Here is a 24,856-nt window from a genome sequence, read left to right on the forward strand (position 1 = left end):
ACATGGTGGTAGATTACCTTTCTTCCCAGCCCAACCGGGCTGGATATCAGGTGTCCACCAAAAAGGGGTCAGGTCCTGGTAAGTCAGTAGAGGCATATCGCTGGTATCACCAACACGATCGCGTCATTCGCCTCCAGGACTTTCTAAGGCAGGTGCGTGAGATGGCTGGACACCCTCAGTACGGTAAAAACATGCGTCAGCAATTTAGCTCTGGTCGTGAACTCATCAATGCAGTGAAGGCTCGTCGAGAAGAAGCCCAAGCCTTCAAAGCTCTTGCAGAAGATGTTGAAAACGAAATAGGCGCAGGACTTGATCAATATGACCCAGAACTGATCGACGGCGTCCGTGTCCTTTGGATTAGTCAAGGGTGCGCGGCCCGTGATGAAACGGCGTTCCGCCATGCTTTAAAGACCGGACACCGGCTCCGTGCTGCTGGACAACGCCTCACCGATGCGGCCATCATCGATGCCTATGAGCATGCGCTACAACACGCGCAGACGACACTCCTGGTGCAACCTTCTAGCCCCCGATGACTTCGAAGCACTCACATCAGCTACACTGACCCAAGCAGCATAGATAACCCCCGACGTGTCCACTTTCCGGGGGTCAGGCCCCAGGACGAGAAGCCGACGACGACGACCACCGAACAGGCTGAGCCGACTGACGAGCAGAGCGAGAAGCCAACGACTACTACCTTGACGACGCCTGAAACGAACGACGAGGAGTCGAGCACTACTTCGACCACGTCCGAGAAGCAGGACACTGGGTCCAGCAAGGCGGCTGAGCCGACGGAGAAGCGGGAGGACGAGTCGAGCAAGGCGGCTGAGCCGACTGATAAGCAGGACGAGAAGCCGACCACGACGACAAACTCAGACGAGCCGCAGTCACCCACGACCACGACAACCGAGGAGGCTCCGAAGGGCCCGTCCAACCCTTCTGATGGTTCTGGGAAAGGTTCCACTGAAGGTTCCGGAAAGGGCTCGTCTGAGGGCTCCGCGAAGGGATTCTTTGACGGTTCCTCCGGTTCGTCCGAACTGTCCTCTTCGCCGATGGGCAAGATCGTGCTGATCACGCTCGGTGTGCTGGCTGGCCTGGCAGGCCTCGTGGGCATCTACAACTGCTTCGAGCGCAACGGCTACATCCAGAACTGCCTCGAGCGAATCGGCGGTATCAAGCTCCCGAAGTTCTAAACCCTAGGGATTAGCGTCCCGTAAAACCGAGACCTCCCGCGACCCAGCCATTGAGCTGGAGTCCGGGAGGTCTTTCGCGGTTCAGATCCGATTCACCAGGGGATTAGTCGGTGATGACCGGCCCGTCGATAGCTGCAATGGAGTTGGCCAGCAGCGCCGTGAAGAACGGCACGGAGTCGGGGTAGATGAACTCGTACCGGGCGTGGGCGCCAGCGCCACCAGCGCCCAGACCGCACACGACGGGTGTGCCGACTGCGGAGATGAAGTTGGCGTCGGACCCGCCGCCGACGGAAACCCCCTCGAAGTCAGAGTGGCCCAAAGCTTCGGCCTGGGACTTGAGCACCTGGAAGAGAGCCTCAGTGCCCTCGGTGTGCACCATCGGCGGGCGGTTCCAGTTGCGTTCGGCGGTGATCTCCACGCGGGGGTCGGACCATGTGATGGCGTCGAGGGCGGCGTCGAGACGCTGTGTTTCTTCCGGTACCCAGTGGCGGACATCGAGCTTGGCGTAGGCAGATCCGGGCACGACGTTGGCCCCGGTGCCGCCGCCGACAACACCGACGTTGATGGAGGTTCCCTTCTCCGGGTCGGCATACTTCGTCGCCTCGAGACACCACTCCATCAGGGCAGTAATGGCGTTGGCGCCCTTCTCCGGTTCGAGGCCGGCGTGCGCCTCAATTCCTGTGGCGGTGACGTTGACGTCGCCGATGCCTTTGCGGGCGACCTTGACGTTGCCGTCGACACTTGCTTCGAGCACGAACGCGGCATCAGCGCCGGTGGCGACATTCTCAATGATGCGCTGCGAACTCGGCGAACCGATCTCCTCATCGCCGTTGAAAATGTACGTCACGGTCGGGTGCGGGATGCCGGCATCCTTAAGCAGCTTCAGTGCCCAAATGCCTTGCGTCAGACCGATCTTCATGTCGAAGATCCCGGGCGCGGAAAGACGCTCGCGCGGATCGTCATGGGCGGGCGGATCCCAGGCTTCAACGGTCCCGGCAGGCCACACCGTGTCGTAGTGGCCCGCGATGACCACGTTGCCGGGCAGGTCACCTTTGTAGGTGAGCACGGCGATGTCGCCGCGGATGTCGCCGTCCTGAAGCTGCTTGTCATCGGACGGGCCCAAACGCTTTTCGACGAGCCCCAGCAACACCTTCAAACCCGCATCCAACGCCGGTTTATCGAAGGAGTAGGTCTCTTGGTTGACCAGGAGCATGGCGTCGTCAAGCATCTGCTCCACATGTGCTTCCGCTAGTTCGAGTGAAATGCTCATGCATCCCAGTGTGCATGAGGGTGTGCGGATCGTGCCGACTCAATTCGACTTCAAAACCAACTTCGTCGCGGGTGCTTCATGGGTGGCACCGCCACATTGAGGGGTTGCTGCCGCGTTAAGCGGGCTAGTCTGGGGTGCATGAACCTTGGCTGGACTGATGTCACGTATTCCGCTGCCCTGACGGGAACCGTCACCGATTCCGAGGGCGACGTGGACCGTGTGTACGAGTTGATGAGCGTGACCAAGCTGCTCTCTGCTTACGCGTTCCTCATGGCGGTGGAGGAGGGGGTCTTCGAACTGGACACCCCCTGCGGGCCGGACGGGTCCACGGTCCGGCACCTGCTGGCGCACGCCTCGGGCTTGGATGCCTTCGAGCACAAGATCCGCAAGGCCCCGGAAGAGCGGCGCATTTACTCTTCGGCTGGGTTCGAGGTGCTGGCCGAGTTCCTCGAGGGTGAGACTGGGATGACCCTCGGCGAGTACGCCCGCGAGGGCATCTTCGAGCCGCTCGGGATGAGCAACACCGAGATCTACGGTTCCGCCGGCCACGGTGGGCGTTCCACTGTCGCCGACTTAGTGAAGTTCGCCGACGAGCTCATTTCGCCCACGTTGCTTGCCGAAGAAACGCTCCGAGAGGCCTTCACCAACCAGTTCGGCGACTTGAACGGCATTGTCCCCGGTTACGGCATGCAAAAACCCTGCCCGTGGGGGCTTGGCTTCGAGATCAAGGGCGACAAGAGCCCCCACTGGACTGGCGGCACCATGCCGGAAGACACTGTCGGGCACTTCGGTATGTCCGGTACGTACATGTGGGTGGTGCCGGCATGGTCGGCGTCGACAAGCGCGGGGACAGCGATGGTCATGCTCGCGGACAAGGAATTCGGGGATTGGGCAAAGCCGCTGTGGCAGGAGACGAATACGCGGATCTTTGAACAGCTAAGCTAGCCGAATGTACTTCGGAGGCATTGACAACGCAGTCGGCCAAGCCATCGCGGTCCTCGACCTCATTGGCGTGTTCCTCAACGCTGTCATTGGCGGCACAGTCGCGCGCCGCATGCGTTTTGACGCCGTGGGCTTCATGCTCATCGCCATCATCTCCGGCATGGCCGGCGGCATGATGCGCGACGCAATGATCGGCAATACTCCCGTCGCGGCGCTATCGGACCCCTGGTACATCTCCATCGCGCTCATCGGCGCGTTGGTTGCATTCCTGGCCAACCTGCGCGGGTACGTCTGGGAGCTCACCCGCTTCCACGGGGACATGGTCATCCTCGGCGTCTGGTGCACCACCGGCACTGTCACCGCGTATTCGGCGGGGGTGGCGTGGATCGGCTGCATCCTCATGGGCATCATCACCGCGACCGGCGGCATGGTTATTCGTGAGGTGCTCATTGGGCGCATCCCGCGCATCCTCAACGACCAGCAGATGTACGTTGTGCCTGCCATTGTCGGCTCCGTTACCGCGCTGGTGCTCTACTCGTTCGAGCACCCCTCCGCTGCGCTGGTGTGCGCCCCGCTCATCGCGTTCGCGCTGGGTACCGCCGCCTACTGGGCGGGTTGGTACGTCCCCGCGAGCTCCGAGCTGGGTACAATCAACCGTCTGTTCGCGCGGCTCGAGCCCGATGCTTTTCGACGTTGGCGCCTCTCCAAGGAACACGCCCTCCTGGATGACCCCATTAACGACGACGGAATGATGCCCACCAAAGGCGAGGTCCGCGAGGCGTTAGAGGCGGTCGATCCGGCGACTCGAGAAGAGTTCCTTGCCGCTCTGTACCGCGTCTACATCGACCGGGACGGCGAGGACTCGGCCGGCGGCTGGGCCCGCCGAGCCGAGTAAAACCGAGTAAAACCCTCAACTAGCACTTGAGTAAATGGGGGTGTCAAGTGCAGGTTGAGGGTTGCCAGTGTGGCTAGAGCGCATGAAGAATTGGACCGAGCCGTTTCGAGACTCTTGAAACGTTTGAGGACGTAGGGGAAGACGATCCTCGTCTTACGTGCATGCGCGCGTCAATGAAAGGACTTTCCCTATGACTGTCACACTTCTGGACTCAGCCCTGTCTGCACCAACCCTCAGCCCGGTTGCGCCACGGGAGCGGGCTGTCCTCTCCATTAGCGGAATGCCCCGCCACCTGCGCCTGCGCGTAGAAGAGCTCATGGCCGAGCACCTCAGTCCTGCTGAGCTTTCCGAGTTTTCTCTCGATGCCGCCGGTCTCGACGATGCTGATCTTCATGATGCCGCGATCTGGGACACCCGTTGGTTCACCCGGTGGACGCGCGACCCGGGACGTGCTGGGGTTGCACCGACCGTCAGCTGCCGCGAGATCATTGATGCCCCAGCCAATGAGGTGGCCACCTTCCGGGCTGCGCTGACCGAACTCGCCGGTACGTTCCGATTCTCGGCAAGGGTCTAGCGCTGCTGGGCACTCCGGTGTGGTTGCCGGGGTCCTTCCCGCCGCGTGTGTGAACGATTTGCCCCGAAATGGCCCAATAGTCAAACCGCATATCGTCCTGAACAGGTCTTATAAAGGCCGGGGTATGGGTTGGGGTGCTACATCGTTCACAGCGGGCCGAGGTGCACCGGGGCGTTTACCCTAGGGTGTGGAGTGCTGGTCGAGGTGGGCTGCGGCGTCGCTAAGCGTCGCCCAGTTGTTCCACAGCTCTTCGTCGATCTGGACACCGAACTGCTCTTCCACGCGGACGGCGAGCTCAATGCGGGTCAACGAGTCGACCCCGAGACTGTCCAGGGTGTCTGTGCCGCTGACCTCATCAGCGTCCTCGACGGCGCCGACCTGCACCAACAGCCCTGCAAGCTGGGCCATGGTGTCGCCTTCGAGCGGAGCCGGCTCGTCCGACGTGGTGGCGTCGAGGCCGAGCTTGCTCAAGTCCAGACGCTGTGAAAGTTCCATGACCCTATTCTAGATACCATTCCCGTATGCCTAATTACCTGCGCGCCCTCAGCCCCGGCACCCAGCGGACGCTCATCGCAATGCGTCGCGAGCTGTACAGCGGCTCGGGCCACCTTGGCCTGACCGGTATGCGCACCGGCGCCACGAACCACGACGGTCTGAATGTTCACTGGTACGAGTGTGGGCCGGAATCGCCTGAGGCACTGACGGTCTTGTACGTTCACGGCTTCAACATCTCTTCGCAGTCTTTTTACATGCAGGTCAGGGCTTTGCAGCACCTTCCTGTCCGGCAGCTGCTGGTGGATTACCGCGGGCACGGCCGCACGGCCGGGCAGGGCGCGGAGCTATCTATCGATCCCGCCGCGGACGACATCATCGCCGTCGTCCGGGACCGCGGGATTACCGGGCCGGTCATTGTGGTGGGCCACTCGCTCGGCGGGCCGGTGTCGCTGTCGTTGATGCGCCGGTATGCCGGTGAGCTCAATCTGGCCGGTAGCGTGCAGATCTCGTCGTCAGTGGACCCGTTCACCGACCGCGGGATGCCCCACGCCCTCGGCGGCACGGCAGGCGCGGCGCTCTACCGCATGGTGCAGGCACTGCCGATCCTGTCGGAGAGCGTGAGGGTCGTGGTCACCGAGACGCTTGCGCCCGTACTGGCGGTCGGTTTCTACGCGCCGGGAATGTCCTGGGATGTCGTGGAATTCCACGCGGCCATGATCCAGGAGACTCCGCTGGACACGTACTCGGGATTTTTTGATGACCTCCGCGACCACGACGAGCGCGCCGCAGCGGAGGTGCTCGCGACGATTCCGGGTTTCATACTCGTCGGCGACATTGACACGGTCACGCCGGTCTCACAGTCGCAGGAACTCCACAAACTGTGGCCGCAGGCGAAGTTTCAGGTGCTGCCCGGTTCCGGGCACATGCCGCCGCTCGACGCACCCGGTGCTGTGACCACAGCGATCCGCCGCCTCGTCGACCCGCTTATCGACGAGTCTGAAAACTAAGCACCCTAACTAGCTGAAAACCATATCCGCGCGGAGATCCGCGCCGGGGCGCCCCCACGCGCGGTACTCGCGGATGTAATCCTGGGCGAACATCCACGGGTCAACACCGGCCTGGGTAGGCAGGTCTTTGCGGGCGCGGACGAGGTAACCAGAGTCCATGTTCATCAACGGGATGTCAGCTTCCAGGCCCGCCGGGAAACGCGGGGTGGCCTGGGTGTAGCCGTCCTCATCCATCATCGACCACAACCGGCACATGTACCGGGAGACCAAGTCTGCCCGTAGCGTCCACGACTGATTCAGGTAGCCCACCGTGAAAGAGAAGTTGGGCAACCCGTCGACCATCATTCCGCGGTACGCGACGGCATCCGGAACGGTCTTTTCCTCACCGTCTACGAACAGCCGGGCGCCGCCAAAGACCTGGATGTCCAGTCCTGTTGCGGTGATGATGATGTCGGCGGGGAGGGAAGGGGCGTCGACAAGCGAAATGCCGTCGGGCGTGATCTCCTTGATTTTCGCGGTGACCACGCGTGCGCCGTCCTGTATTGCTTTGAAGAAATCGCCGTCGGGAGATTTGCACACGCGCTGGTCCCACGGGCCGTACGGCGGGTTGAAATTCTTGAAGATCTCGCGGAACGGGATGTACGCGCGGTTGAGCGCCATGAAGTAGCCGCGGGCGGGCCACGGGAAGATCTGGCACATCCAGTACTGCGCCATGTCGCGGACAATGTGCATCGCGCGAGCGGCGGACAGCGCCTGCTTTTCCGGCATGATCTTCGTGGTCACGGCGGTGAAGTTGTCGCGGTTGAGCAGGGGAGCAACGTAGGTCGGGGTGCGCTGGAGCATGGTCACGTCTGCACCGCGGTCATGAAGCGCCGGCAGCAGCGTGATCGCTGTGGCACCTGAACCGATGATGACGACCTTTTTGCCTGCTAGGTCCAGGTTTTCCGGCCAGCGCTGCGGGTGGATGAGCGTGCCCTCGAACGTGTCCGCGCCGGGAATGTCCGCCGTGAAGCCGCGATGGTGCTTGTAGTAGCCGGAAGAGAAGTGCAGGCGTTTCGTCCAGATCGTGCGCTCAGCCGTCGGCGCGTCCGTGTGGCCTTCGGGGATGTCCTGACCGTCCTCGCGGGTGTGCATGGTGACTTCCCACAGGCCTTTCTTCGAGTCGAAGTTCGCCTGCTCCACCCAGGTGCTCAACGTCAAGCGGTCGAATACGCCCTCCTCACGCGCAACATCCTCGACATACTTCTGGATGTTCTCGCCGCTGCCCAAGCTACCCTTGTGCGGCCAGCGCTTGAACGGGAATGAGAACGTCGCCATATCCGAATCCGAGCGAATACCGGGGTAGGTGAAGGTCACCCACGTACCGCTGACCTTCTTATTGGAATCGACGATCTCCCAGTTCCAGTCAGGAAAATTCTCGTTCACATGGTGCGCTAGGTCGACACCGCTCAGTCCAGCGCCGACGATGAACAGGTCCAAAGGATTCTCGGGGCTCATGGTTCAAGCCTAGATGTTTCTTTTGGCTATCGAAGCGAGTCTGGTTGTGAAACATCGCGCAGCAGTTCATGCACCGTTTTGCGATACTGAGCCCATGGATGATGGGGAGCTGCTGGGTGCTGCGGTGATTCTCGCCGTCGCCGTGATCGTGCCGAGCCTTTTGGCGCTTTTTCCTTCGCTCATTCGCTATGGCACCACGTCGGCACCGCTTTGACTACGGGAGTGCTGTACTCCCTCTACTTTTCGCAACCTCACAACGACTACAGCACCACGCAAGCCGCCGGTGCCCTCATCCTCATCATGCCTTTTGCCGGGTGGCTCTTTGTCTACCCGTTGCTGACGTTGTGCTCGGTAGCAGGGATCGTTGCAGGAAGGAACCGTATGCAGGACGGACGGACCGGTCCGCAACCTCCGATGTTTGACCACCGACGATGAACAGGGCTAAAGGGGCAGAAGTTTTCGGTTCGCCGTCGCCCCGGGACGCATCGCTTGTCGACGATCCCTCACCCACACCCCCAGCGCCACCAGGACGAGAACAACGGGAAAGGCGACCCATGGAACGAGGGCCGCGATCTGCATGATCCAGAAGATGTCTGCGGATCCGTTCTGACCGTGGTTCCGGTACACCTCATAGCTGCAGTAAAGCAGGAAAGGCGAGGCGAATCCGACGCATACACCGCCGGCAGCGGCAGCAGATGGGGTCCATGTCCGTGGGGATGTGGGCAGCATTAGACCCAGGCAAAACCACATGCCCAGGAAAACAATGAGCGGGATGGGAAGGGCCAGAGTCTCCACGAATTCTGGAAGCGCTTGGAAGTCAACCATTTGGACAGCGACCAGAAACGCGACTGAGAAGGCGAGCAAAAACACACCCGAGCCCAAGCCCGCCAGAATAGGTCGCGTCAAGCCGGTCAACGGCGTTCGTGTTGCGCGGTGTCGTAGCACTGCGACGACTATTACGACGGCAAGCGGCACCGCGAGCAGAAGATGGCCCAACAGTGCCGAAGCCACCGCATTTCCAACTGCGCTCATGCACCGACACCGACACTGTGCAGATCTAATCGGGCTTCCAGGTTCATGCTCTCACCCTAAAGGTTGGAAGGGTGATGAACGGTGTTTCGCCGCTAGCCTGAACCGTTGCGTCTGCGTCAGCGCTTAACGGGGGCGCTTTTCGCAACCGACTCCATCGCCGTCGCGGTCGAGGTGGCTACCGTAGCCCGGCTCACCAGAGTTAATCGGGCGGCCGAGTTCGTTCCAGACTGCTCGGCAGTTCGGGTAGTACTTGGACGGTTTGGGAGCGGGTTTGGGCGCAGGCTTTGGTGCCGGGGCAGGTGCAGGCTTTGGGGCGGGAGCTGGCGCTGGCTTAGGAGCGGGAGCCGGTGCAGGTTTCGGAGCGAGAGCTGGCGCAGGCTTGGGAGCTGGACCCGGAATAACACCAGGCAGCGGGTTGGGGATCATTCCATTCTGGATTGCCCAGAACGCGCCGCCAGCGATCGCGGCCAGAGCAACGATCGGGACAAGGACGATGGCTGCGATTTCGCCGTCAGACAATTGACCGCGTTCGCTTGACGACGATTGGTCGCCCTCGCTAGACGTCGACTGGTCACGTTCGCTGGAAGTCGATGACTCGTCGGTGTCGGCCGAGCCGAGGGTCGACTGTTCGGGATTCACGGGTTCTGCTACAGCAGGAGACAGGCTCGCAACACCCACCGTTACGGCTGTTGCCAGAGAAATGACAGTTTTCTTCATGGGAAAAGAATCTAGCATTTTCGCTATTAGTGCACTTGGAAAGTAGGTTCCGCGCCGCTTATGGTCTTCGACCTGCGCTTATAGACGGCCGCAGCTGAATTTATTATCGTTTGCAACAACCTACCTTTGCCCCCAACGTGGGCGCTGTGGCTACGGCGGCTCCGGTGGTCCGGGTGGCAGTGGTGGACCCGATTCGCCCGGCTGGTCCGCGACGAGGGCGGCTGCGGACCAGGTGCGCGGCGACTCTGATAAGAACTTGCCCGCAAAGAAGAAAACCGCCCCGAACAGTATGAGCACGGAGATCATGCCGAGGACAAAGCTGAAGTTGAAGAAAAACGCGCCAAGCATGACGAAAGGGAAACAGGCCACTAGGCCTCTCCCGGCGCCGATGGTCAGAGCCTTTCCGGCCTCGGCGACAGATGTCTTCGCGGCCATGTAGCGCGCAAACCCCACGGTAGTCACCAGGGCGAATGGAATCATCCCGATCAGCAGTGCGAGCCCCGCCGCACCCCACGCCCCGTTGGTTCCGCCCGTGGAAGATTGAGCAATCACAAATGGTGCCATCGGGTCCCTGTATCTGTATCGCGCCACCGGGGCCGTTTCCAACGTGTTGCCCGCCCTGCACCGGCCCACGTCCCCGGAAATACTACGGCCCATGAGACTAAGGCGACACCTACTAATGCCGCGAAGGGGTTGTAGAACCCGATCGAGCCAATGCCGGATGTCAGTTCGAAGTGGTAGTACAGGAACAATGCTGGGGAACCGAACCCGAGGCAAGCGCCAGCAGCAATGGCCGATGCGGCCGAGATCCAACGGTTAGTCCCGGGGACTGAATGCCCCGCCACGTTGCTAGCAGCGATCCATATGGCCAGTGGCACAACGACGACGAGGAACGCCAAGGGTGACTCTAAGTGTCGTGGCTCCATCAATCCGATGGCCCACACAAAGAAAAACCCGGCTACGCACAGAAGGACTCCAACCCCAAGGCCGAGCAGCAAATGCTTCTGAATGTTCTTCAAACCACCGTGTCGCCACGCCGCGACCGCGACGATAGGGAGCAGGGGCACAGCGAGCACCACATGGCTCAGGGCCAGGGCGGCAGCCCCATCCGACAAACCATTCATGCTGGCCCAGCATACGGAGTCGGGGCTGGTCCGGCGGGTTCTGGACGGAAGATGTAAATGGTGATCGCGGCCGTGAATAACAGCAAGGGGAACAGCGTCAGCCACACGCCGAATGCGCCCATGAACGCTGCGAAGACGAAGTCGCCTGGAGCTGAAGTCGGTGGCGCGCTTTTCGTCCCAATGGCTACCCAGATGGTCACAGCACCGATGCATGCGAAGCTGGCGGTCGCGGCAAACAGCCCGGCCGCCGACCAGGTCCGCGGTGAATTCCGCAGCAGCCACCCCGAGGCGATGCCTGCAGCCAGAGCTGCAAGGAATCCGATGGCCATGAATCCGTATACCAGTAGCGGCGCAAACGTAATGAAGCCCAGTAGTCCCACGGCGGATCCCAGCGCGAAGGGCTTCCGCAGCTGGCTCACTGGGACGCCTGTTGTGTGGTACCGGATCGCAGCGAGCATGAACACCAACCCAAGCGGGCCCAGCAGGATGCTGAAAATCATGGCGAGCTCAACCATGTGTCCAGGTTACCTGCCGTCTAGGATCCATAAGGATTCTCGCATTTTCGTGCCGTCTGGAAGGGCTTCGTAAAACGCCAGCTGGCGTGTTGCGGCAGTGGCTCCAGTTACTTGACGTGTGGACGGCACGAAAATGCGAAAGAGCACATGCGTATCGACGGCAGCGGGCCAGGCTGCCACGCGACGTCGATAAGCGAACATGCGAAAGGGGCCGCCCAACGGCGACCCGATTCATGGTCTGGATGGTGAAGCGGGCTAGATCGCTCCCGTGAATCCCAAGAAGAACGCGATGATCCCAGCGACGATGTTGAAGGCGAAGATGCCAACAGCCACCCACGCACACCAACGCTCAGTCTTCGGTGCGTTCTTGGACACGAGGGCGTAGATTGCCAGGCCGAAACCGACGAACAGGCAGATGATGGCGAGCGGAAGTGTCCAGGATGCAAGGTTGGAAAGCGGGATGCTGATGATGGACAAAGCCATCGCGGCGCGCGCGTACCAGTTGGCGTTGTCGAAGCGGCCCGGCTTCTGGTTCTCCTGCGGGGCAGGGGCCTGGCCGCCTGCCGGGTAGGAGCCTGCGGGCTGGCCCGCCGGCTGCTGGTGCGGGTTCTGGTTCGGGTACGGCTGGGAGGTCGTCATGGTAGGTCCTTGCAAAGCTTACGGGATATTAAGACGGTTCTAAGCTAAACCGCCCCCGCGCGATTGGCAAACGCAACCGTAACTTCAAACACGAACGCCCGCGCACAGAATGGGCAGCGGGCGTTCGCGCGATCGAGGGTGGTCATTGACCCGGTACGTTGGCCCGGACTACTCCATCCCGCTCTCCGGGCTGTAGTCGGAGTCGGGCTTGGCGGCCGTCGGGTCGTCGATCTTGAACTTCTTGGCTGCGTCGGCGGCCACGGAGATGTCGATCTTGCCCTCGTCAGCCAGCGCGGTCAGAGCCGCGACCACCATCGACTCAGCATCGATGTTGAAGAAGCGACGGGCAGCCTCGCGAGTGTCGGAGAATCCGAAGCCGTCGGCGCCGAGGACAACGTAGCGGCCCGGGACATACGGGCGGATCTGCTCGTGCAGGTCCGTCGCAAAGTCCGAGGTAGCAATGTACGGGCCCTCGGTCTGCTTGAGCTGCTTCGTGGCGAACGGCTCGTCGTGCTCACCGGACGGATCCTGCAGACGAGCCTTGTTCAGGGCAGCACCGTCGCGTGCGAGCTCCGTCCAGGAGGTCACGGAGTACACCGCTGCACCGACGTTGTACTCGTCCTGCAGGATCTGCTGTGCCTGCAGCGCCCAGCGCATGCCCACGCCGGAGGCGAGGAGAGAGACCTTGTTCTCCTTGTCTTCAGCGCCGCGGTCGTACAGGTAGATGCCCTTGTGCAGGCCCTCGACATCGAGGTCGTCCGGGCGGGCCGGCTGGTGGGTCGGCTCGTTGTAGACGGTGAGGTAGTACATCACGTTCTCGCCGCCGTCAGGGCCGTACATCCGGTCGATGCCCTTGTTGACCAGGTAGGGGATCTCGTAGGCGAACGACGGGTCATAAGGAATGACCGACGGGTTCGTCGACGCCAGGATGGGGGAGTGGCCGTCGAGGTGCTGCAGGCCCTCGCCCATCAGTGTGGTGCGGCCAGCAGTTGCGCCGACGATGAAGCCGCGGCCCATCTGGTCGGCGGCAGCCCAGAAGTTGTCGCCGGTGCGCTGGAATCCGAACATCGAGTAGAAGATGTACATCGGAATCATCGGCTCGCCGTGCGTCGCATAGCTCGTGGCGGCGGCGAGGAAGCTTGCCGACGATCCGTCCTCGTTGATGCCCTCGTGCAAAATCTGGCCCTCCGGCGCTTCGCGGTAGGACAGCTGCAGGTCGTGGTCGACCGGGATGTAGTTCTGGCCTTTCGGGTTGTAGATCTTCAGAGTCGGGAACCAGGAGTCCAGACCAAAGGTACGGGCCTCGTCTGGGATGATCGGCACGACGCGGCGGCCGATCTCCTTGTCGCGCATGAGCGCCTTGAAGGTACGAACCAGCGCCATGGTGGTGGCTACATCCTGCTTGCCGGAGTCCTTGAACACGGCCTTGTAAGTCTTGTCCAGGTCCGGTACTTCAAGCGGTGTGTACTGCGCGCGACGTTCCGGCAGGTAGCCACCGAGCTCTTCGCGGCGTTTCTTCATGTACTGGATCTCTTCAGAGTCTTCGCCAGGGTGGTAATAGGGCGGCAGGTTCGGGTCCTTCTCCAGCTCTTCGTCGGAGATCGGAATGCCCTGCATGTCGCGGAAGAGCTTCAGGTCCTCAGCGGTGAGGTTCTTGATCTGGTGGGTGGCGTTGCGGCCTTCGAAGGTGTGGCCCAGACCGTAACCCTTAACAGTGAAGGCGAGAATGACAGTCGGCTTGCCGTCCTTCGTCTCCAGCGCCTTCTTGTAGGCGGCGTAGACCTTGCGGTAGTCGTGGCCGCCGCGGCGCAGGTTCCAGATCTCCTCGTCGGTCATGTCTTCGACGAGCTTCTTGGTGCGCTCGTCCTGGCCGAAGAAGTGCTCGCGGACCCATGCGCCGTCGTTGGCCTTGAACGTCTGGTAGTCACCGTCCGGAGTCTGGTTCATGATGTGGACCAGAGCGTTGTCCTCGTCCTTCTCCAGCAGCTCATCCCATTCGCGGCCCCAGATGACCTTGATGACTTCCCAGCCGGCGCCCTTGAAGAAGGCCTCCAGCTCCTGGACGATCTGGCCGTTGCCGCGGACGGGGCCGTCGAGACGCTGCAGGTTGCAGTTGATCACGAAGGTCAGGTTGTCCAACTCGTAGTTGGCGGCCATCTGGATGCAGCCGCGGGATTCCGGCTCATCCATCTCACCGTCACCGAGGAACGCCCAGACGTGCTGGTCAGCAGTGTCCTTGATGCCGCGGTCCTGCAGGTATTTGTTGAAGCGTGCCTGGTAGATCGCGTTCATCGGGCCCAAGCCCATGGACACAGTCGGGAACTCCCAAAACTCCGGCATGTCGTGCGGGTGCGGGTAGGACGGCAGGCCGCCCTGCTCGCGGGAGTGCTGCTGGCGGAAGCCGTCCATGTCATCCTCGGACAGGCGGCCCTCCAGGAACGCACGGGCGTAGATACCGGGGGAGGCGTGGCCCTGAACGAAGATCTGGTCGCCGTGCTGCGGGTGGTCTTTGCCGCGGAAGAAGTGGTTGAAGCCCACTTCGTAGAGCGCCGCTGCGGACGCGTAGGTGGAAATGTGTCCGCCGACCTTGATGCCCGGGCGCTGAGCGCGGTGCACCATGATGGCAGCGTTCCAACGGATCCAACGGCGGTAGCGCTTCTCCATCGCCTCATCGCCGGGAAACTCCGGCTCGAGCGTGGTCGGGATGGTGTTGACGAAGTCCGTCGTTGTCAGCGACGGCAGGGGAACACGTTTTGCGTCGGCACGCTCCAAAAGGCGCAGCATGAGGTAGCGCGCACGCTCAGGATCAGAGTTCTCCAGGAGCCCGTCGAAGGAATCCATCCATTCCTTCGTTTCCTCCGGGTCCGGGTCGTGCATGTAGGAAGCAACTCCATCGCGAATGATCGCGTGCTGGGAGTCGTTCCCAGCAGTTACTTCTACGTCGTTTTCAGCCATGTCCATACCTCCGATACGGGATTCTTGCTGCACGTCACGGCGCCTTTCCCGGGTTGCGGGGGCACCGCACGTCTACATCTTCTAGCGTAGTTCTTTTTGTCTATGCACGCCGTGGCGCAGCAGGAGCGGTATCCTGGCAATATTGTTAGTCACCGTTTGAGGAGGAAAGCACACAGTGGGCGCCGGTAGCGCTGAGAATTTCGTAGATAAGCTGGGCATTTCCGGCGACGACATCGTCCAGGAGCTCGGGTGGGACGACGATTGTGATTCGTCGATCTCCGAGGCTATTGAGGACCGGATCGGCGAGGCGCTTCTCGACGATGAGACCGACGAGCTCTGCGACGTCGTCCTTCTATGGCACCGCGCTGACGATGAGGACCTCGTCGATGCGCTGGTCGACGCTACTCGAAACCTTTCCGAATCTGGTCGAATTTGGCTGCTCACCCCGGGTGCGAACCAGGCTGGTGAGGTCCACCCCGGCGACATCTCTGAGTCCGCACAGCTCGCTGGGCTCGTGCAGACTAAGGCGGACCGGCTGGGGAACTGGCAGGGGTCTTGCCTGCGCTCTGCGGGTGCCCGCAACTAGCCCTGTGAGATTCCACACCCCTGCTGAAAAGCCCCTTTAAGCACCCCCAAATCTCTACCCCCGAGCATGCACGAGAGCCGTTGGCTCGCGATGTCTCGTCCAAGCGAACCTTTAAGGGCCTCGCACCTCACCCCAGCCTCGACGAAGACAAGACCACCGAGATATAGGCGAAAAGAAAACGCCCATCGCGTTGTGCGGATGGGCGTGATTTCTCCTTTTGTGGTGCGCCATGACGGGCTCGAACCGCCGACCTACTGGGTGTAAACCAGTTGCTCTTCCAGCTGAGCTAACGGCGCGCGTGTCGACGATGCTAGCACGCAGGCGCGTCACCCAACAAAACCCTAGAAACCTTTGAAAACCCGAGAGAGCTCTAGAAGCGCTCTTCGGTTTCTTTCTGAGCCCACGGGTTCGTGCGTGAACTTCCGTACCGAGCTCGGGCAGGAGCTGCTGTCGCCACCGGGCCTTTGGGTTCAGTCTCGGTCGTCCCAGAGGCTGACGACGAAACCGGCGCGGGGGCGGGGGAGTCATCGGCGATGGGATTGACCAGCTCGGCGAGTTCTTCTTGCTCCTGGCGGTAGCGGCGGCGCTCGCGCACCTCGGAATAGAGGAAGTAGATCAGGCCGGCCGGCGCCATGATGCCGAAGGCGATCCACTGTAACCCATAGGACAAATGGTTGCCGCGGTCGAGCTGCGGCAGGGGGATGGGGTTGAGAACGCCGGGTTGGTCGGACATCAGCTGGGCGTAGGGCTCGGCGAAATCCGAGCCTGATTCGGTCAGCTCGGCAATCTGAGCGGGGCTGATGGACTGCACCATGGTGTAGCCCTGATCCTCGAGGACTTCTTCGGGGTGGGGGTCCTCCGGGGTGCGGATCATGGCGTTGAGGGTGACTGTCTCGGTCGCGGGCGGGGCGGGCAGCTCGGGAACAGTCGTGCCGCCGTCTTCGGCAGGCACCCAGCCGCGGTTGATCAGGATGACGGTGCTGGAATCGTCGTCAAGCTGGAAGGGCACTAGTGACTGGAACGCTGGGGCTCCGTCGACGGGCCGCAGGCGCAGCAGAACCTCGTCATCGGGCACGTAACGTCCGGTCAGTGAGATCCGGGTCCATTCGTCGGTGGGGTCGTAGCCGCCGTCGAGAAGCGTGGCGGCGGGGACGGGGGCTGCTTCGAAGGCGGTCTCAATGCGCTCGTTGCGCTCGACGATGTCGTGGTCCTTGTTCAGCTGCCACGGCGACAGCCATGTGATGGCGAACCAGGAAAATGCGAGCGCCAGAATGAACGCGATGACCCAGCCGGGAGTCAAAAACGACTTCCACACGGAACCGGTTCGGGTCTTTGGCGCACTCACGCTTTCAAGCCTATTAGCCCGCGGGCACGGGGCCGAATCCGCGCAATCAGGCTTCGCGCTCGCGGACCCATTCCACGATGCCGGGCGCGGCGGCCTCAATCTGCTCGCGCGTGGTGGTGAAGCCTTCCGGCCCGCCGTAGTAGGGGTCCGCCACGCCGGCGTCGGCGGGGGAGGAGGGATCGAAGGAACGCAGCAACCGGATCTTGTCCTCGGGCACGCCGCGGACGACCAGCTCAGAGATGTGGCGTGTGTCCAGAGCCACGATTAGGTCGGCGTCCAGCTGAGCGGCGCCGAACTGTTGGGCGCGGTGGGAGGATCCGTCGTACCCGTGGGCGGTGAGCTCATCCAACGCACGGGAGTCGGCAGGGTTGCCCACATGCCATCCGCCGATGCCGGAGGAGGTGACTGTGACGTGGTCGAGTCCGGCGCGGATAAGCGCATCGCGAACAATGACTTCTGCCATGGGTGAGCGGCAGATATTGCCTGTGCACACGAATTCAATGTGCGTCATGGAAGTTCCTTACAATCGTGTCCAGTTCTGCGGGCGTGTGCGCGAGAAAATCGGCCTGCTCCCACTCGGAGGAAGTACCGTAACCCCACGCAACAGCGGCAGTGGGAATGCCGAACGTGGCCGCGCCCTCGATATCGTGCGCGCGGTCACCGATCATCAGCCCAGTGCCGCTGGGGATACTTACCTTATCAAGAACATGGGCAATCACGTCGGCTTTGGCGCGCCGCGGGCCATTTTCTTGCGCGGCACCGAGGAAGTCGAAGTAATCCAGCAGGCCTTCCCGCTCGAGGATGGCGCGAGCAAAGCCTTCGCCTTTCGACGTCGCCGTCACCAGCCGGAACCCGTCTGCGCGCCAGCCAGCGAGGAGATCTCCGATCCCGTCGAACACCGTCGCTCGTTCCCACCCGCCGGCGCGGGTGAAGGACATGTAGGCGTCGAAAGCCTCGTGCAGCTGCGCGCTGGAAAGCCCCAGGGAGCGCAACGTTTCCTCCATCGGCGGCCCCGGGATCCGGGCAATGAAGTCGTTAGAAGGGTGGTCGACCCCGACTGTGTCCAGGGCGTGGAGGAAGCCGTCGCGAATGCCGGGGAAAGAGTCGATCAGGGTGCCGTCAACGTCCAACAAGAGGGTGGTCATGCCACACAGCCTAAACTGGTGCGCATGACTACCGTCGGCGATGTTGTTCACGCACTCGAGACCGCCTACCCGCCGCGTCTCGCAGAAAGTTGGGACGCGGTGGGCCTGATCTGCGGGGATCCGGCAGAGCCCGCCCGCAAGGTCGTGTTCGCCCTCGACTGCACGCAGGCCGTCGCAGAGCGCGCAGTGGAACTCGGCGCTGACCTGCTGGTGGTCCACCATCCACTGCTCATGCGCGGGGTGACCTCGGTGGCTGCGAACACGCCGAAAGGCAAGGTCGTGCACACGCTCATCCGCGGCGGTTGCGCGCTGTTCGCTGCGCACACGAACGCCGATTCTGCGCGCCCGGGCGTTTCTGACAAGCTCGCCGAACTCGTCGGCATCACGCCCGGCCGCCCCATCAAAGTCGTCGACCCAGCCGCGCAGGACCTGTGGGGCGTTCACATTCCGCCCGGCGACGTCGACCGCGTCATGCAGGCGCTTTTCGACGCAGGCGCCGGCCACATCGGCAACTACTCCCACTGCGCCTTCGAATGGGACGGGCGGGGCGGTTTCACCCCGGAAGAGGGCGCGGACCCGACAGATGGCGAGGTTGGTGAGCACTTCACCGGCGAGGAAACCCGCGTCCAATTCGTCGCACCGTCTTCACTACGCGGCAAGCTCACAGCGGTACTGCGTGGGGCGCACCCGTATGAGGAGCCGGCATTCGACGTCGTCACGCTCGAGTCCACCGTGGACCTGGAGACGGCGACGGGGCTGGGGCGCGTCGGAAAGCTCGCGGAGCCGATGACTCTGCGCGCGTTCACGCAGCAGGTCGCTGATGCGCTGCCGGAGACTGCGTGGGGCGTGCGCGCTGCCGGTGACCCGGACCAGATGGTGCAGACGGTGGCAGTGTCATCGGGTTCGGGCGACAGCTTCCTGGATGCTGTGTCCACGCTCGGCGTGGATGTGTACGTCACCTCTGACCTGCGCCATCACCCTGTCGACGAGCATTTGCGCGCCGGCGGGCCTGCCGTGATTGACACTGCGCACTGGGCCAGCGAGTTCCCGTGGACGAGCCAGGCCAGCGAGGTTGTCGCGGAGGCGTGCCCAGAGGTAGAAACGGAGATCATCACTCTGCGCACCGACCCGTGGACTATTTCCGCGCACCCGAAGAGTTAGGAGACAACTATGCACCTGGATCCCGACAAGCAACGCGACCTCCTGGCCCTCGCGGAGGCGGAGCGCTCCGCCGCGCACCCCAGCAGCTCCCCGGAACAGCAGGAACTCGACGAGCTGCTGGCGAAGCGCCCGTCCCTGGCCAACGCCGCGGCCGCCGCGCAGCTCGCGCTTGACGACGTCGAAGCGGACATCCTCCGCATCCAGGAGGACGAGCGCAAACTGAAAAAGCGCGAGCTCGACGACAAGCACCAGCTCTCCGCGGAGACCGACCCGGAGCGCCGCGAAGACCTCAAGCGCGACCGCTACGCTGCGAAGTCCCGCATTGCGGACCTACTGTACGAACTCAAGGAAGCCCACGGCGAGGTCAAGGCGCTGCGCGGCAACCGTGACCTGCGTGCTCAGGCCCTCGCGGAGCTGGATGATCGCATCGAAGCCGCCCGCCGCGCCGTTGACGCCCTGCCGGAGGAAGAGCCGGTAGACATCGAGGCCCTGCGCGCGTCGTTGCCGGCCGACGTTCTCGGTGTCTACGCCACTGTCGGTGCCGCGCACTTTAATGGCCGGACCTGCGGTTCCTGCTTCCTTCAGCTCCCGCCCGCGGAGCGCAACGAGGTGCTCGCCGTCCCCGAGGACGAGCTTCCCACCTGCCCGAACTGCGGAACGTTGCTCATCCGATGAAGGTCACCCTCTACACCGACGGCGGTTCCCGCGGCAATCCGGGAGTTGCGGGTTCCGGCAGTGTGCTTTACGACGCCTCCGGTGCAACGCTGGCCGAAATCGCCTACGTCGTAGGTAAGAAATCCTCCAACAACGTCGCGGAATACTGCGGTCTGCTGCGCGGGTTGGAGGCCGCGCGGGATCTTGGGGCCACCGACGTGGACGTGTTCATGGACTCCAAGCTGGTCGTCGAGCAGATGGCCGGCCGGTGGAAGATCAAACACCCGGATATGAAGAAGCTGGCTTTCGAGGCCCGTGACCTGGCTGCCGGATTCAACTCCGTCACTTACACCTGGGTGCCCCGCGCGAAGAACAAGAAGGCTGATGAGCTGTCCAACGTGGCGATGGATGCCGCCGTAGCCGGACATGCGCCGGGGATTATTGATGCGACAACAAGTGGGGAAGGTGCTGGTGAGCAGGCTGATGCTGGCAACAGCCCGACGCCTGGTGCCTCCCACACCGTCGGCGGCCCCGCCCACTGGTCAGGCACATCTGCCGCAGACGCGCCGCGCACCCGCTTCGTACTGCTTAGGCACGGTCAAACGGAACACTCTGCCCGCAAGGCCTACAGCGGTTCCTCGGATCCGGCTCTCACTGAGACCGGGCAGGAGCAGGCGCGCCGGGCAGCGGCAGCATTGGCCGCGATGGGCACGATCGACGCGATCATCGCTTCACCGGCCACCCGCGCCCAGGAAACTGCAGCCGCCTGCGCGGAAGCTCTCGGTATGCCCGCCGAGAAGATCGAGACGGTCGAGGGGTTCAGGGAGGTCGACTTCGGTTCCTTCGAGGGGCTGACTCGCGCGGAGGCCGAGAAGCAGTTCCCCGATGAATTCGCAGCCTGGATTGGGTCCGCCAACCAGGCGCCGCCGGAGGGGGAGTCCCTGGCCAGCTTGCACCGCCGGGTTACGCGGGCGCGCCTGAAGGTCCAGGAAAAGCACGAGGGGAAGACCGTGCTCGTGGTCACGCACATGACCCCGATCAAGTCTGTGATCAGGCAAGCGCTTTCCTCGGGGCCCGACACCTTCAAGCACATGTTCCTGGACTTGGCATCGATCTCCGTGGTCGAGTTCTATGGCGACATGGGTGTGCTGCGCTCTTTTAACGACGTCGCACACTTCCGCTAAAGCAACCCCTGTGGACCCGGAATACTGCTGGGCGCTTTCCGGAATACTGCTCGGGTAAACACCCTGGTCAAAAGCATGCGTTCTAGCGCATATGTCTGAGCGGTATTCCAGCCCCACGGCCCCGGCCCCGCCTGCCTCAGGAGAACTTCCGCAAACTGCCCGCCCAGGGGTACAGTTACGCCTTGCGAGTGAGTCGGCTGGGTGATCGCGGCTCCGCGAACCATTCCACAGGAAAAAGGCGCGGGTCGAGGAAAGTCCGGACTCCACAGGGCACGGTGGTTGCTAACGGCAACCCGGAGCAATCCGCGGGAAAGTGCAACAGAAAGTAGACCGCCGGCGCTGCGCACGGCATCGCCGGGTGCAACGCAGGTAAGGGTGAAAGGGTGCGGTAAGAGCGCACCGGCGTGTGCGGTGACGCATGCGGCCAGGTAAACCCCACTGGGAGCAAGGCAAGAACCCCTGCCTTTTGGCAGAGGTCGTCGGACGTGATGAGGCTGCCCGCCCATGTTCGAAGGTAGCTGCTCGAGACGCTCAGTAATGGGCGTCCTAGATGGATGATCGCCGCCCTGGGCTGCGCTCAGGGAACAGAATCCGGCTCACAGGCCGGCTCACTCGCCCTGTTTCTCACGCGGACGACTCGGCTAAGATTTAGTTTGCAGCGGGCTGGAATCGTATTCAGAAAAACACCAGGTCAGAATTCCTGGCCGGGACAAGCATGCAAACTATATCTGGAAAGCTGCGCGGCGTGTGCAAGACACCGCAAGTGAACCCCGCGCTCAAGAGTGTTTTCTGCAACAATTGGCCGCTATGAAGCTTTACGCCGCCCCTCTCGACTTCCGCGCGATTGCCGCTGAGTTCGACGTCCCCACGGAGTTCAGCCCCGAGTTGCACGAGGCTGCAGCCAACGCGACTGACCGGCATGCGGGGGAGCGTATCGACGCCCGCGACATCCCCCTGGTCACCATCGACCCGGCGGGGTCCATGGACCTGGATCAGGCGGTGTGCATCGAGAAGCATGGCTCCGGCTACCGCGTTTTCTACGCGATTGCGGATGTGGCGGCGTTCATTGAGCCGGGAAGCCCCCTGCACGAGGAGTCCCTGGTGCGCGGCCAGACGATCTACCTGCCCGATGAACCTGCCCGCCTCCACCCGGAGGAGCTCAGTGAGGGCAGTGCGTCGCTGCTTCCGGACGTCGATAGGCCAGCGGTGTTGTGGACGTTCGACCTTGACGCCAACGGCGAGCTCGCCAGCACGCACATCGAGCGGGCGGTGGTGCACTCCGTTGCGCGACTCGACTACGACGGGGTCCAGGCAGACCTCGACGCCGGCCGCGTTCACCCCTCTATCGCGCTGTTGCCGGAGGTCGGCGAGCTGCGCGCAGCGTCGTCACTCCGACGCAGGGCGATCAACTTGCGCGTGCCGTCGGTCCGCGTCGTCGAGCTTGACGACGGTCAATTCGAGCTGGTCATCGAACCTCGCCACAAAGTCATGGACTACAACTCGGAGATCTCCCTGCTCACGGGCATGGCGGCCGGAGAGATGATGCGCGAGGCGTCGGTGGGCTTCCTGCGCACGTTGCGGCCCGCAGAGGAATCGGCCGAGAGCATGTTCCGCACCGAGGCGCGTGCGCTAGGTTATTCGCTTCCCGACGGCGCCAACATCGGCCTCTTCCTCCACACCGTCAACGCCGCCACGCCCCGGGGAATGGCCGTGATGCGCGAGGCCCAGAAGTTGCTGCGGGGTGCCGGGTATGTCGACCTGACCGAGAAGGAACCAGAGGTTCATGCTGGCATCGGCGGACACTACTCGCACGTCACCGCACCGCTGCGGCGTCTTATTGACCGCTACGCCACCGAGGTCTGCCTGGCCCTTTGCAAGGGCGAGTCGGTTCCGGAGTGGGTGGAGCAGGATGCCCCGCGCGTGATCAAAACGATGGGCCGGACGTCCCAGCTGGCGAACTCAGTGGACCGGGCGTGCCTCAACCTCACCGAGGCCACAGTGCTGCAGCCGTGGGTGGGCCACAACTTCAACGGCGTCATCCTGCGGACCGACCAGGAGAACGACGAGGCCAGGGTGTTCGTCATCGACCCGCCCGTGCTCGCCGATTGCCTCGGCCACCCCGAAGAGCCCCGCGAGGCCACCATGTCCCTCATTCGTGCGGACGTGGAGGAACGCGAGGTCGTGTTCGCCTGGCCGGCGGACTAGCTTGCAGCCTGCGCTAGGATAAAACCTTCGCGGCCGAGCCCTGTTGCACGTCCATCACGTCCAGCCCATCGTCGATCAGGTCGGCGATCGCGTTGCTCGCCTTCTCCGCCGGCACGTATGCGAGCACTGCCTGAGACATGCCGGCAGCAGCCGGGCGCGCGGCTGTGGCCCCGCGCAGCTCCAACAGCTGGATCAACTGGTCGGGCACCGATAGGCCCGGGGTGGGCAGGGGCTGGTCGAGGACGGCGAAAAAGTCGTCGATACGCATGCTGCGTAAGGCCTTCGCTGCGGCAGCCGCTTGCTGCGTTTCCGCCTCGCTGAACGTCACCCACGCGCGCGCAGTTTCCGGGGTCGGGGCGGAGTCCGCACCGTAGACTTGGCGGCGCGCGTCGACCCACTCGACCACACGATCCACCGCTTCGGGCAGCTGGCGCAGGGAAGGGACGCCGAAGTTGGCGCAGGCGTCGTCGATAAGCGTGCGGCCTTCTGTGATTGCCTGATCGGCGAAAGACTCATCGGACGGAGCTGCGACCGAGAAAATTGCGACGCCCGCGCGGCTGGGGTGAGGCGCCTGGGTGAGCGAACCGTCCGAATAATCGATGACGCTCACCGATTCCTCCGCCCCGCGCAATGCGGCCGAGTGGCGGGCACGCAGTACGGGGACCGGCGAAAAGGTTTTCGCAGACTGGCTGGCGATCTCCGCGATGCGGGTGCGCAAGGGTGCGGAATCAATCTCTTCGTCGTCGGCGAGCAGGGCAAGCCCCAACGCTGCATCGGCTGCGTGCAGCGCGCCAAGCCCGGACCCCAGCGGAATGTCACTGACCACGGTGATGTCCATGCCGGCGGTCTCACGCGACAGCATCTGCCTACCGACGAGCGTGTGCACCAGCCCGCCGAAGCGCACCGCGTAACGGCTATCCGTGTCCGGAGATTCTGCCAGCTCCGCGACCTCCGACGTTGTGGCCGTGTCCTCAATGACCCTCGAAGCAAACTCGGCGTGGACTGAGATCGTGGCATCGGTGCGCGGGCTCACCGCCACGGCCGCCCGGTGCCAAGCCAGCCCGGCAATGGTGATCCCACCGAAGTGGTCCGCATTCTCACCCACCACGATGAACGTGCCCGGCGCATCCGCCGTGTGCTTCGGATCCCTGCTGGTGACTTCGCGGTGGACCTTGGCGATGCGCTTTGAGGCGGGGGTGAAGTCAGCAGTCCATTCGGCCATGACAGTCCTTTCCGAGGGGAGGATTTCTCACACAACAGTACCAACCGCGCATGTAGCCTTGAGGTGATCCCGGCGGCACGCCGGAAAGTGTTCGGCGCGAAGCCGGACAGATACTGAAAGGATCCCTTATGAGCGACGAAAAGTTCTACTTCAACCCCTCCACCGGCGAAGTCACCCAGGGGAAAGTCGGCGGCTGGGATGACCGCATGGGCCCCTACGACACCCGCGAGGAAGCACAGCGCGCACTCGACACCGCCGCGGAGCGCAACAAGCGCGCCGAGGCCCAGGACGAGGCTGACGACAACTGGGGCGAGCCCGCGTCCTGGGAGAAGTAGGCGGTAAGGGGGTCCGGTCGGGTTGGCCTGGCCGGGTTGGCCTGGCCCCGCGGAGGCCATGAACCTCTGTCTATGAACCGAGTGACTTCACGGGACTGTCAATGGGTGAATGCGCCACTTCGATCGAGAGGTGGTTGTTGTGGCCGGTTGGGTTTCAGAGGAGATTC

Annotated in this window: 24 protein-coding genes, 1 tRNA gene, 1 other RNA gene and 1 pseudogene; 13 read left to right on the top strand and 14 right to left on the bottom strand. The window is 62.9% G+C overall.

Going from position 1 to position 24,856, the window contains the following annotated elements; genetic code table 11:
* Both KBX17_RS10780 and KBX17_RS10785 read left to right on the top strand, forming a co-directional pair.
* Positions 1-497: pseudogene (locus KBX17_RS10780) on the top strand (replicase RepA); the annotation flags it as partial.
* A 198-nt stretch (positions 498-695) separates the two neighbouring features.
* Positions 696-1,190, top strand: coding sequence for a hypothetical protein (locus KBX17_RS10785; protein WP_256019814.1), 495 nt, complete (start codon positions 696-698; stop codon positions 1,188-1,190).
* Positions 1,191-1,293: 103 nt separating this feature from the next.
* Here the strand turns inward: KBX17_RS10785 and KBX17_RS10790 are convergent, their stop codons facing one another.
* Positions 1,294-2,460, bottom strand: a complete 1,167-nt coding sequence (locus KBX17_RS10790; RefSeq protein ID WP_256019816.1) for a M20/M25/M40 family metallo-hydrolase — start codon at positions 2,458-2,460, stop codon at positions 1,294-1,296.
* 138 nt (positions 2,461-2,598) lie between these two features.
* On the opposite strand from KBX17_RS10790, the gene KBX17_RS10795 reads away from it, so the two are divergent.
* The 3 genes from KBX17_RS10795 (at position 2,599) to KBX17_RS10805 (ending at position 4,871) form a co-directional block, all read left to right on the top strand.
* Entirely contained in the window at positions 2,599-3,405 is an 807-nt protein-coding gene (locus KBX17_RS10795; protein WP_256019817.1) for a serine hydrolase, read from the top strand.
* Between the two features lie 4 nt (positions 3,406-3,409).
* Positions 3,410-4,297 (top strand): trimeric intracellular cation channel family protein, encoded by an 888-nt coding sequence (locus KBX17_RS10800; RefSeq protein WP_005289387.1) that lies wholly within the window; start codon positions 3,410-3,412, stop codon positions 4,295-4,297.
* A 190-nt stretch (positions 4,298-4,487) separates the two neighbouring features.
* Positions 4,488-4,871 (top strand): hypothetical protein, encoded by a 384-nt coding sequence (locus KBX17_RS10805; RefSeq protein ID WP_256019819.1) that lies wholly within the window; start codon positions 4,488-4,490, stop codon positions 4,869-4,871.
* Between the two features lie 180 nt (positions 4,872-5,051).
* Here KBX17_RS10805 and KBX17_RS10810 read toward each other — a convergent pair whose 3' ends face one another.
* Entirely contained in the window at positions 5,052-5,366 is a 315-nt protein-coding gene (locus tag KBX17_RS10810) for an acyl carrier protein (RefSeq protein WP_256019821.1), read from the bottom strand.
* 26 nt (positions 5,367-5,392) lie between these two features.
* Between KBX17_RS10810 and KBX17_RS10815 the strand changes: the two genes are divergently transcribed.
* A complete protein-coding gene (locus tag KBX17_RS10815; protein ID WP_256019823.1) occupies positions 5,393-6,373 on the top strand; it encodes an alpha/beta fold hydrolase in 981 nt (326 codons plus the stop codon).
* Positions 6,374-6,382: 9 nt separating this feature from the next.
* Here KBX17_RS10815 and KBX17_RS10820 read toward each other — a convergent pair whose 3' ends face one another.
* From KBX17_RS10820 to aceE, 7 genes are all read right to left on the bottom strand, one after another.
* On the bottom strand, positions 6,383-7,870 hold the full coding sequence (locus KBX17_RS10820; protein ID WP_256019824.1) for an NAD(P)/FAD-dependent oxidoreductase: 1,488 nt from the start codon (positions 7,868-7,870) through the stop codon (positions 6,383-6,385).
* Positions 7,871-8,311: 441 nt separating this feature from the next.
* On the bottom strand, positions 8,312-8,902 hold the full coding sequence (locus KBX17_RS10825; RefSeq protein ID WP_005289401.1) for a hypothetical protein: 591 nt from the start codon (positions 8,900-8,902) through the stop codon (positions 8,312-8,314).
* A 123-nt stretch (positions 8,903-9,025) separates the two neighbouring features.
* On the bottom strand, positions 9,026-9,541 hold the full coding sequence (locus KBX17_RS10830; protein ID WP_005289402.1) for an excalibur calcium-binding domain-containing protein: 516 nt from the start codon (positions 9,539-9,541) through the stop codon (positions 9,026-9,028).
* A 228-nt stretch (positions 9,542-9,769) separates the two neighbouring features.
* A complete protein-coding gene (locus tag KBX17_RS10835; protein WP_256019826.1) occupies positions 9,770-10,183 on the bottom strand; it encodes a hypothetical protein in 414 nt (137 codons plus the stop codon).
* 556 nt (positions 10,184-10,739) lie between these two features.
* Positions 10,740-11,258, bottom strand: coding sequence for a hypothetical protein (locus KBX17_RS10840; RefSeq protein ID WP_005289406.1), 519 nt, complete (start codon positions 11,256-11,258; stop codon positions 10,740-10,742).
* 255 nt (positions 11,259-11,513) lie between these two features.
* Positions 11,514-11,897 (bottom strand): hypothetical protein, encoded by a 384-nt coding sequence (locus KBX17_RS10845; RefSeq protein ID WP_005289410.1) that lies wholly within the window; start codon positions 11,895-11,897, stop codon positions 11,514-11,516.
* A gap of 168 nt (positions 11,898-12,065) precedes the next feature.
* Complete coding sequence (gene aceE, locus KBX17_RS10850) at positions 12,066-14,858, bottom strand: pyruvate dehydrogenase (acetyl-transferring), homodimeric type (protein WP_370687607.1); 2,793 nt, start codon at positions 14,856-14,858, stop codon at positions 12,066-12,068.
* Positions 14,859-15,027: 169 nt separating this feature from the next.
* Between aceE and KBX17_RS10855 the strand changes: the two genes are divergently transcribed.
* Complete coding sequence (locus KBX17_RS10855; RefSeq protein WP_005289414.1) at positions 15,028-15,438, top strand: DUF3052 domain-containing protein; 411 nt, start codon at positions 15,028-15,030, stop codon at positions 15,436-15,438.
* Between the two features lie 220 nt (positions 15,439-15,658).
* On the opposite strand, the gene KBX17_RS10860 is transcribed toward KBX17_RS10855, so the two are convergent.
* From KBX17_RS10860 to KBX17_RS10875, 4 genes are all read right to left on the bottom strand, one after another.
* Positions 15,659-15,734 (bottom strand) — tRNA-Val (locus tag KBX17_RS10860).
* Between the two features lie 74 nt (positions 15,735-15,808).
* Positions 15,809-16,783, bottom strand: a complete 975-nt coding sequence (locus KBX17_RS10865; RefSeq protein WP_370687606.1) for an SURF1 family protein — start codon at positions 16,781-16,783, stop codon at positions 15,809-15,811.
* 46 nt (positions 16,784-16,829) lie between these two features.
* Positions 16,830-17,294, bottom strand: a complete 465-nt coding sequence (locus KBX17_RS10870; protein ID WP_255994753.1) for a low molecular weight protein-tyrosine-phosphatase — start codon at positions 17,292-17,294, stop codon at positions 16,830-16,832.
* Positions 17,281-17,928: an HAD-IA family hydrolase gene (locus KBX17_RS10875; RefSeq protein WP_256019828.1), complete on the bottom strand. Its 648-nt coding sequence runs from the start codon at positions 17,926-17,928 to the stop codon at positions 17,281-17,283. Before KBX17_RS10875 ends, KBX17_RS10870 begins: the two co-directional genes overlap by 14 nt.
* Positions 17,929-17,952: 24 nt before the next feature.
* On the opposite strand from KBX17_RS10875, the gene KBX17_RS10880 reads away from it, so the two are divergent.
* From KBX17_RS10880 to KBX17_RS10900, 5 genes are all read left to right on the top strand, one after another.
* Positions 17,953-19,089, top strand: a complete 1,137-nt coding sequence (locus KBX17_RS10880; protein WP_256019831.1) for a Nif3-like dinuclear metal center hexameric protein — start codon at positions 17,953-17,955, stop codon at positions 19,087-19,089.
* Positions 19,090-19,098: 9 nt separating this feature from the next.
* Complete coding sequence (locus KBX17_RS10885) at positions 19,099-19,764, top strand: zinc ribbon domain-containing protein (RefSeq protein WP_256019833.1); 666 nt, start codon at positions 19,099-19,101, stop codon at positions 19,762-19,764.
* Entirely contained in the window at positions 19,761-20,927 is a 1,167-nt protein-coding gene (locus KBX17_RS10890) for a bifunctional RNase H/acid phosphatase (protein ID WP_256019834.1), read from the top strand. Before KBX17_RS10885 ends, KBX17_RS10890 begins: the two co-directional genes overlap by 4 nt.
* Before the next feature lie 189 nt (positions 20,928-21,116).
* Positions 21,117-21,542: RNase P RNA component class A (rnpB, locus tag KBX17_RS10895), an RNA gene on the top strand.
* Between the two features lie 192 nt (positions 21,543-21,734).
* Positions 21,735-23,132, top strand: coding sequence for an RNB domain-containing ribonuclease (locus KBX17_RS10900; protein WP_256019837.1), 1,398 nt, complete (start codon positions 21,735-21,737; stop codon positions 23,130-23,132).
* 13 nt (positions 23,133-23,145) lie between these two features.
* On the opposite strand, the gene KBX17_RS10905 is transcribed toward KBX17_RS10900, so the two are convergent.
* Positions 23,146-24,354, bottom strand: coding sequence for a galactokinase (locus tag KBX17_RS10905; protein ID WP_255994756.1), 1,209 nt, complete (start codon positions 24,352-24,354; stop codon positions 23,146-23,148).
* Positions 24,355-24,482: 128 nt separating this feature from the next.
* Here KBX17_RS10905 and KBX17_RS10910 point away from each other — a divergent pair, with 128 nt between their 5' ends.
* Positions 24,483-24,689 (top strand): hypothetical protein, encoded by a 207-nt coding sequence (locus KBX17_RS10910; protein WP_005289430.1) that lies wholly within the window; start codon positions 24,483-24,485, stop codon positions 24,687-24,689.
* The last annotated feature ends 167 nt before the right edge of the window (positions 24,690-24,856 follow it).

Origin of the sequence: Corynebacterium sp. CCUG 65737 (assembly GCF_024454115.1) — a bacterium.
In the GTDB taxonomy this organism is placed as follows: domain Bacteria; phylum Actinomycetota; class Actinomycetes; order Mycobacteriales; family Mycobacteriaceae; genus Corynebacterium; species Corynebacterium genitalium.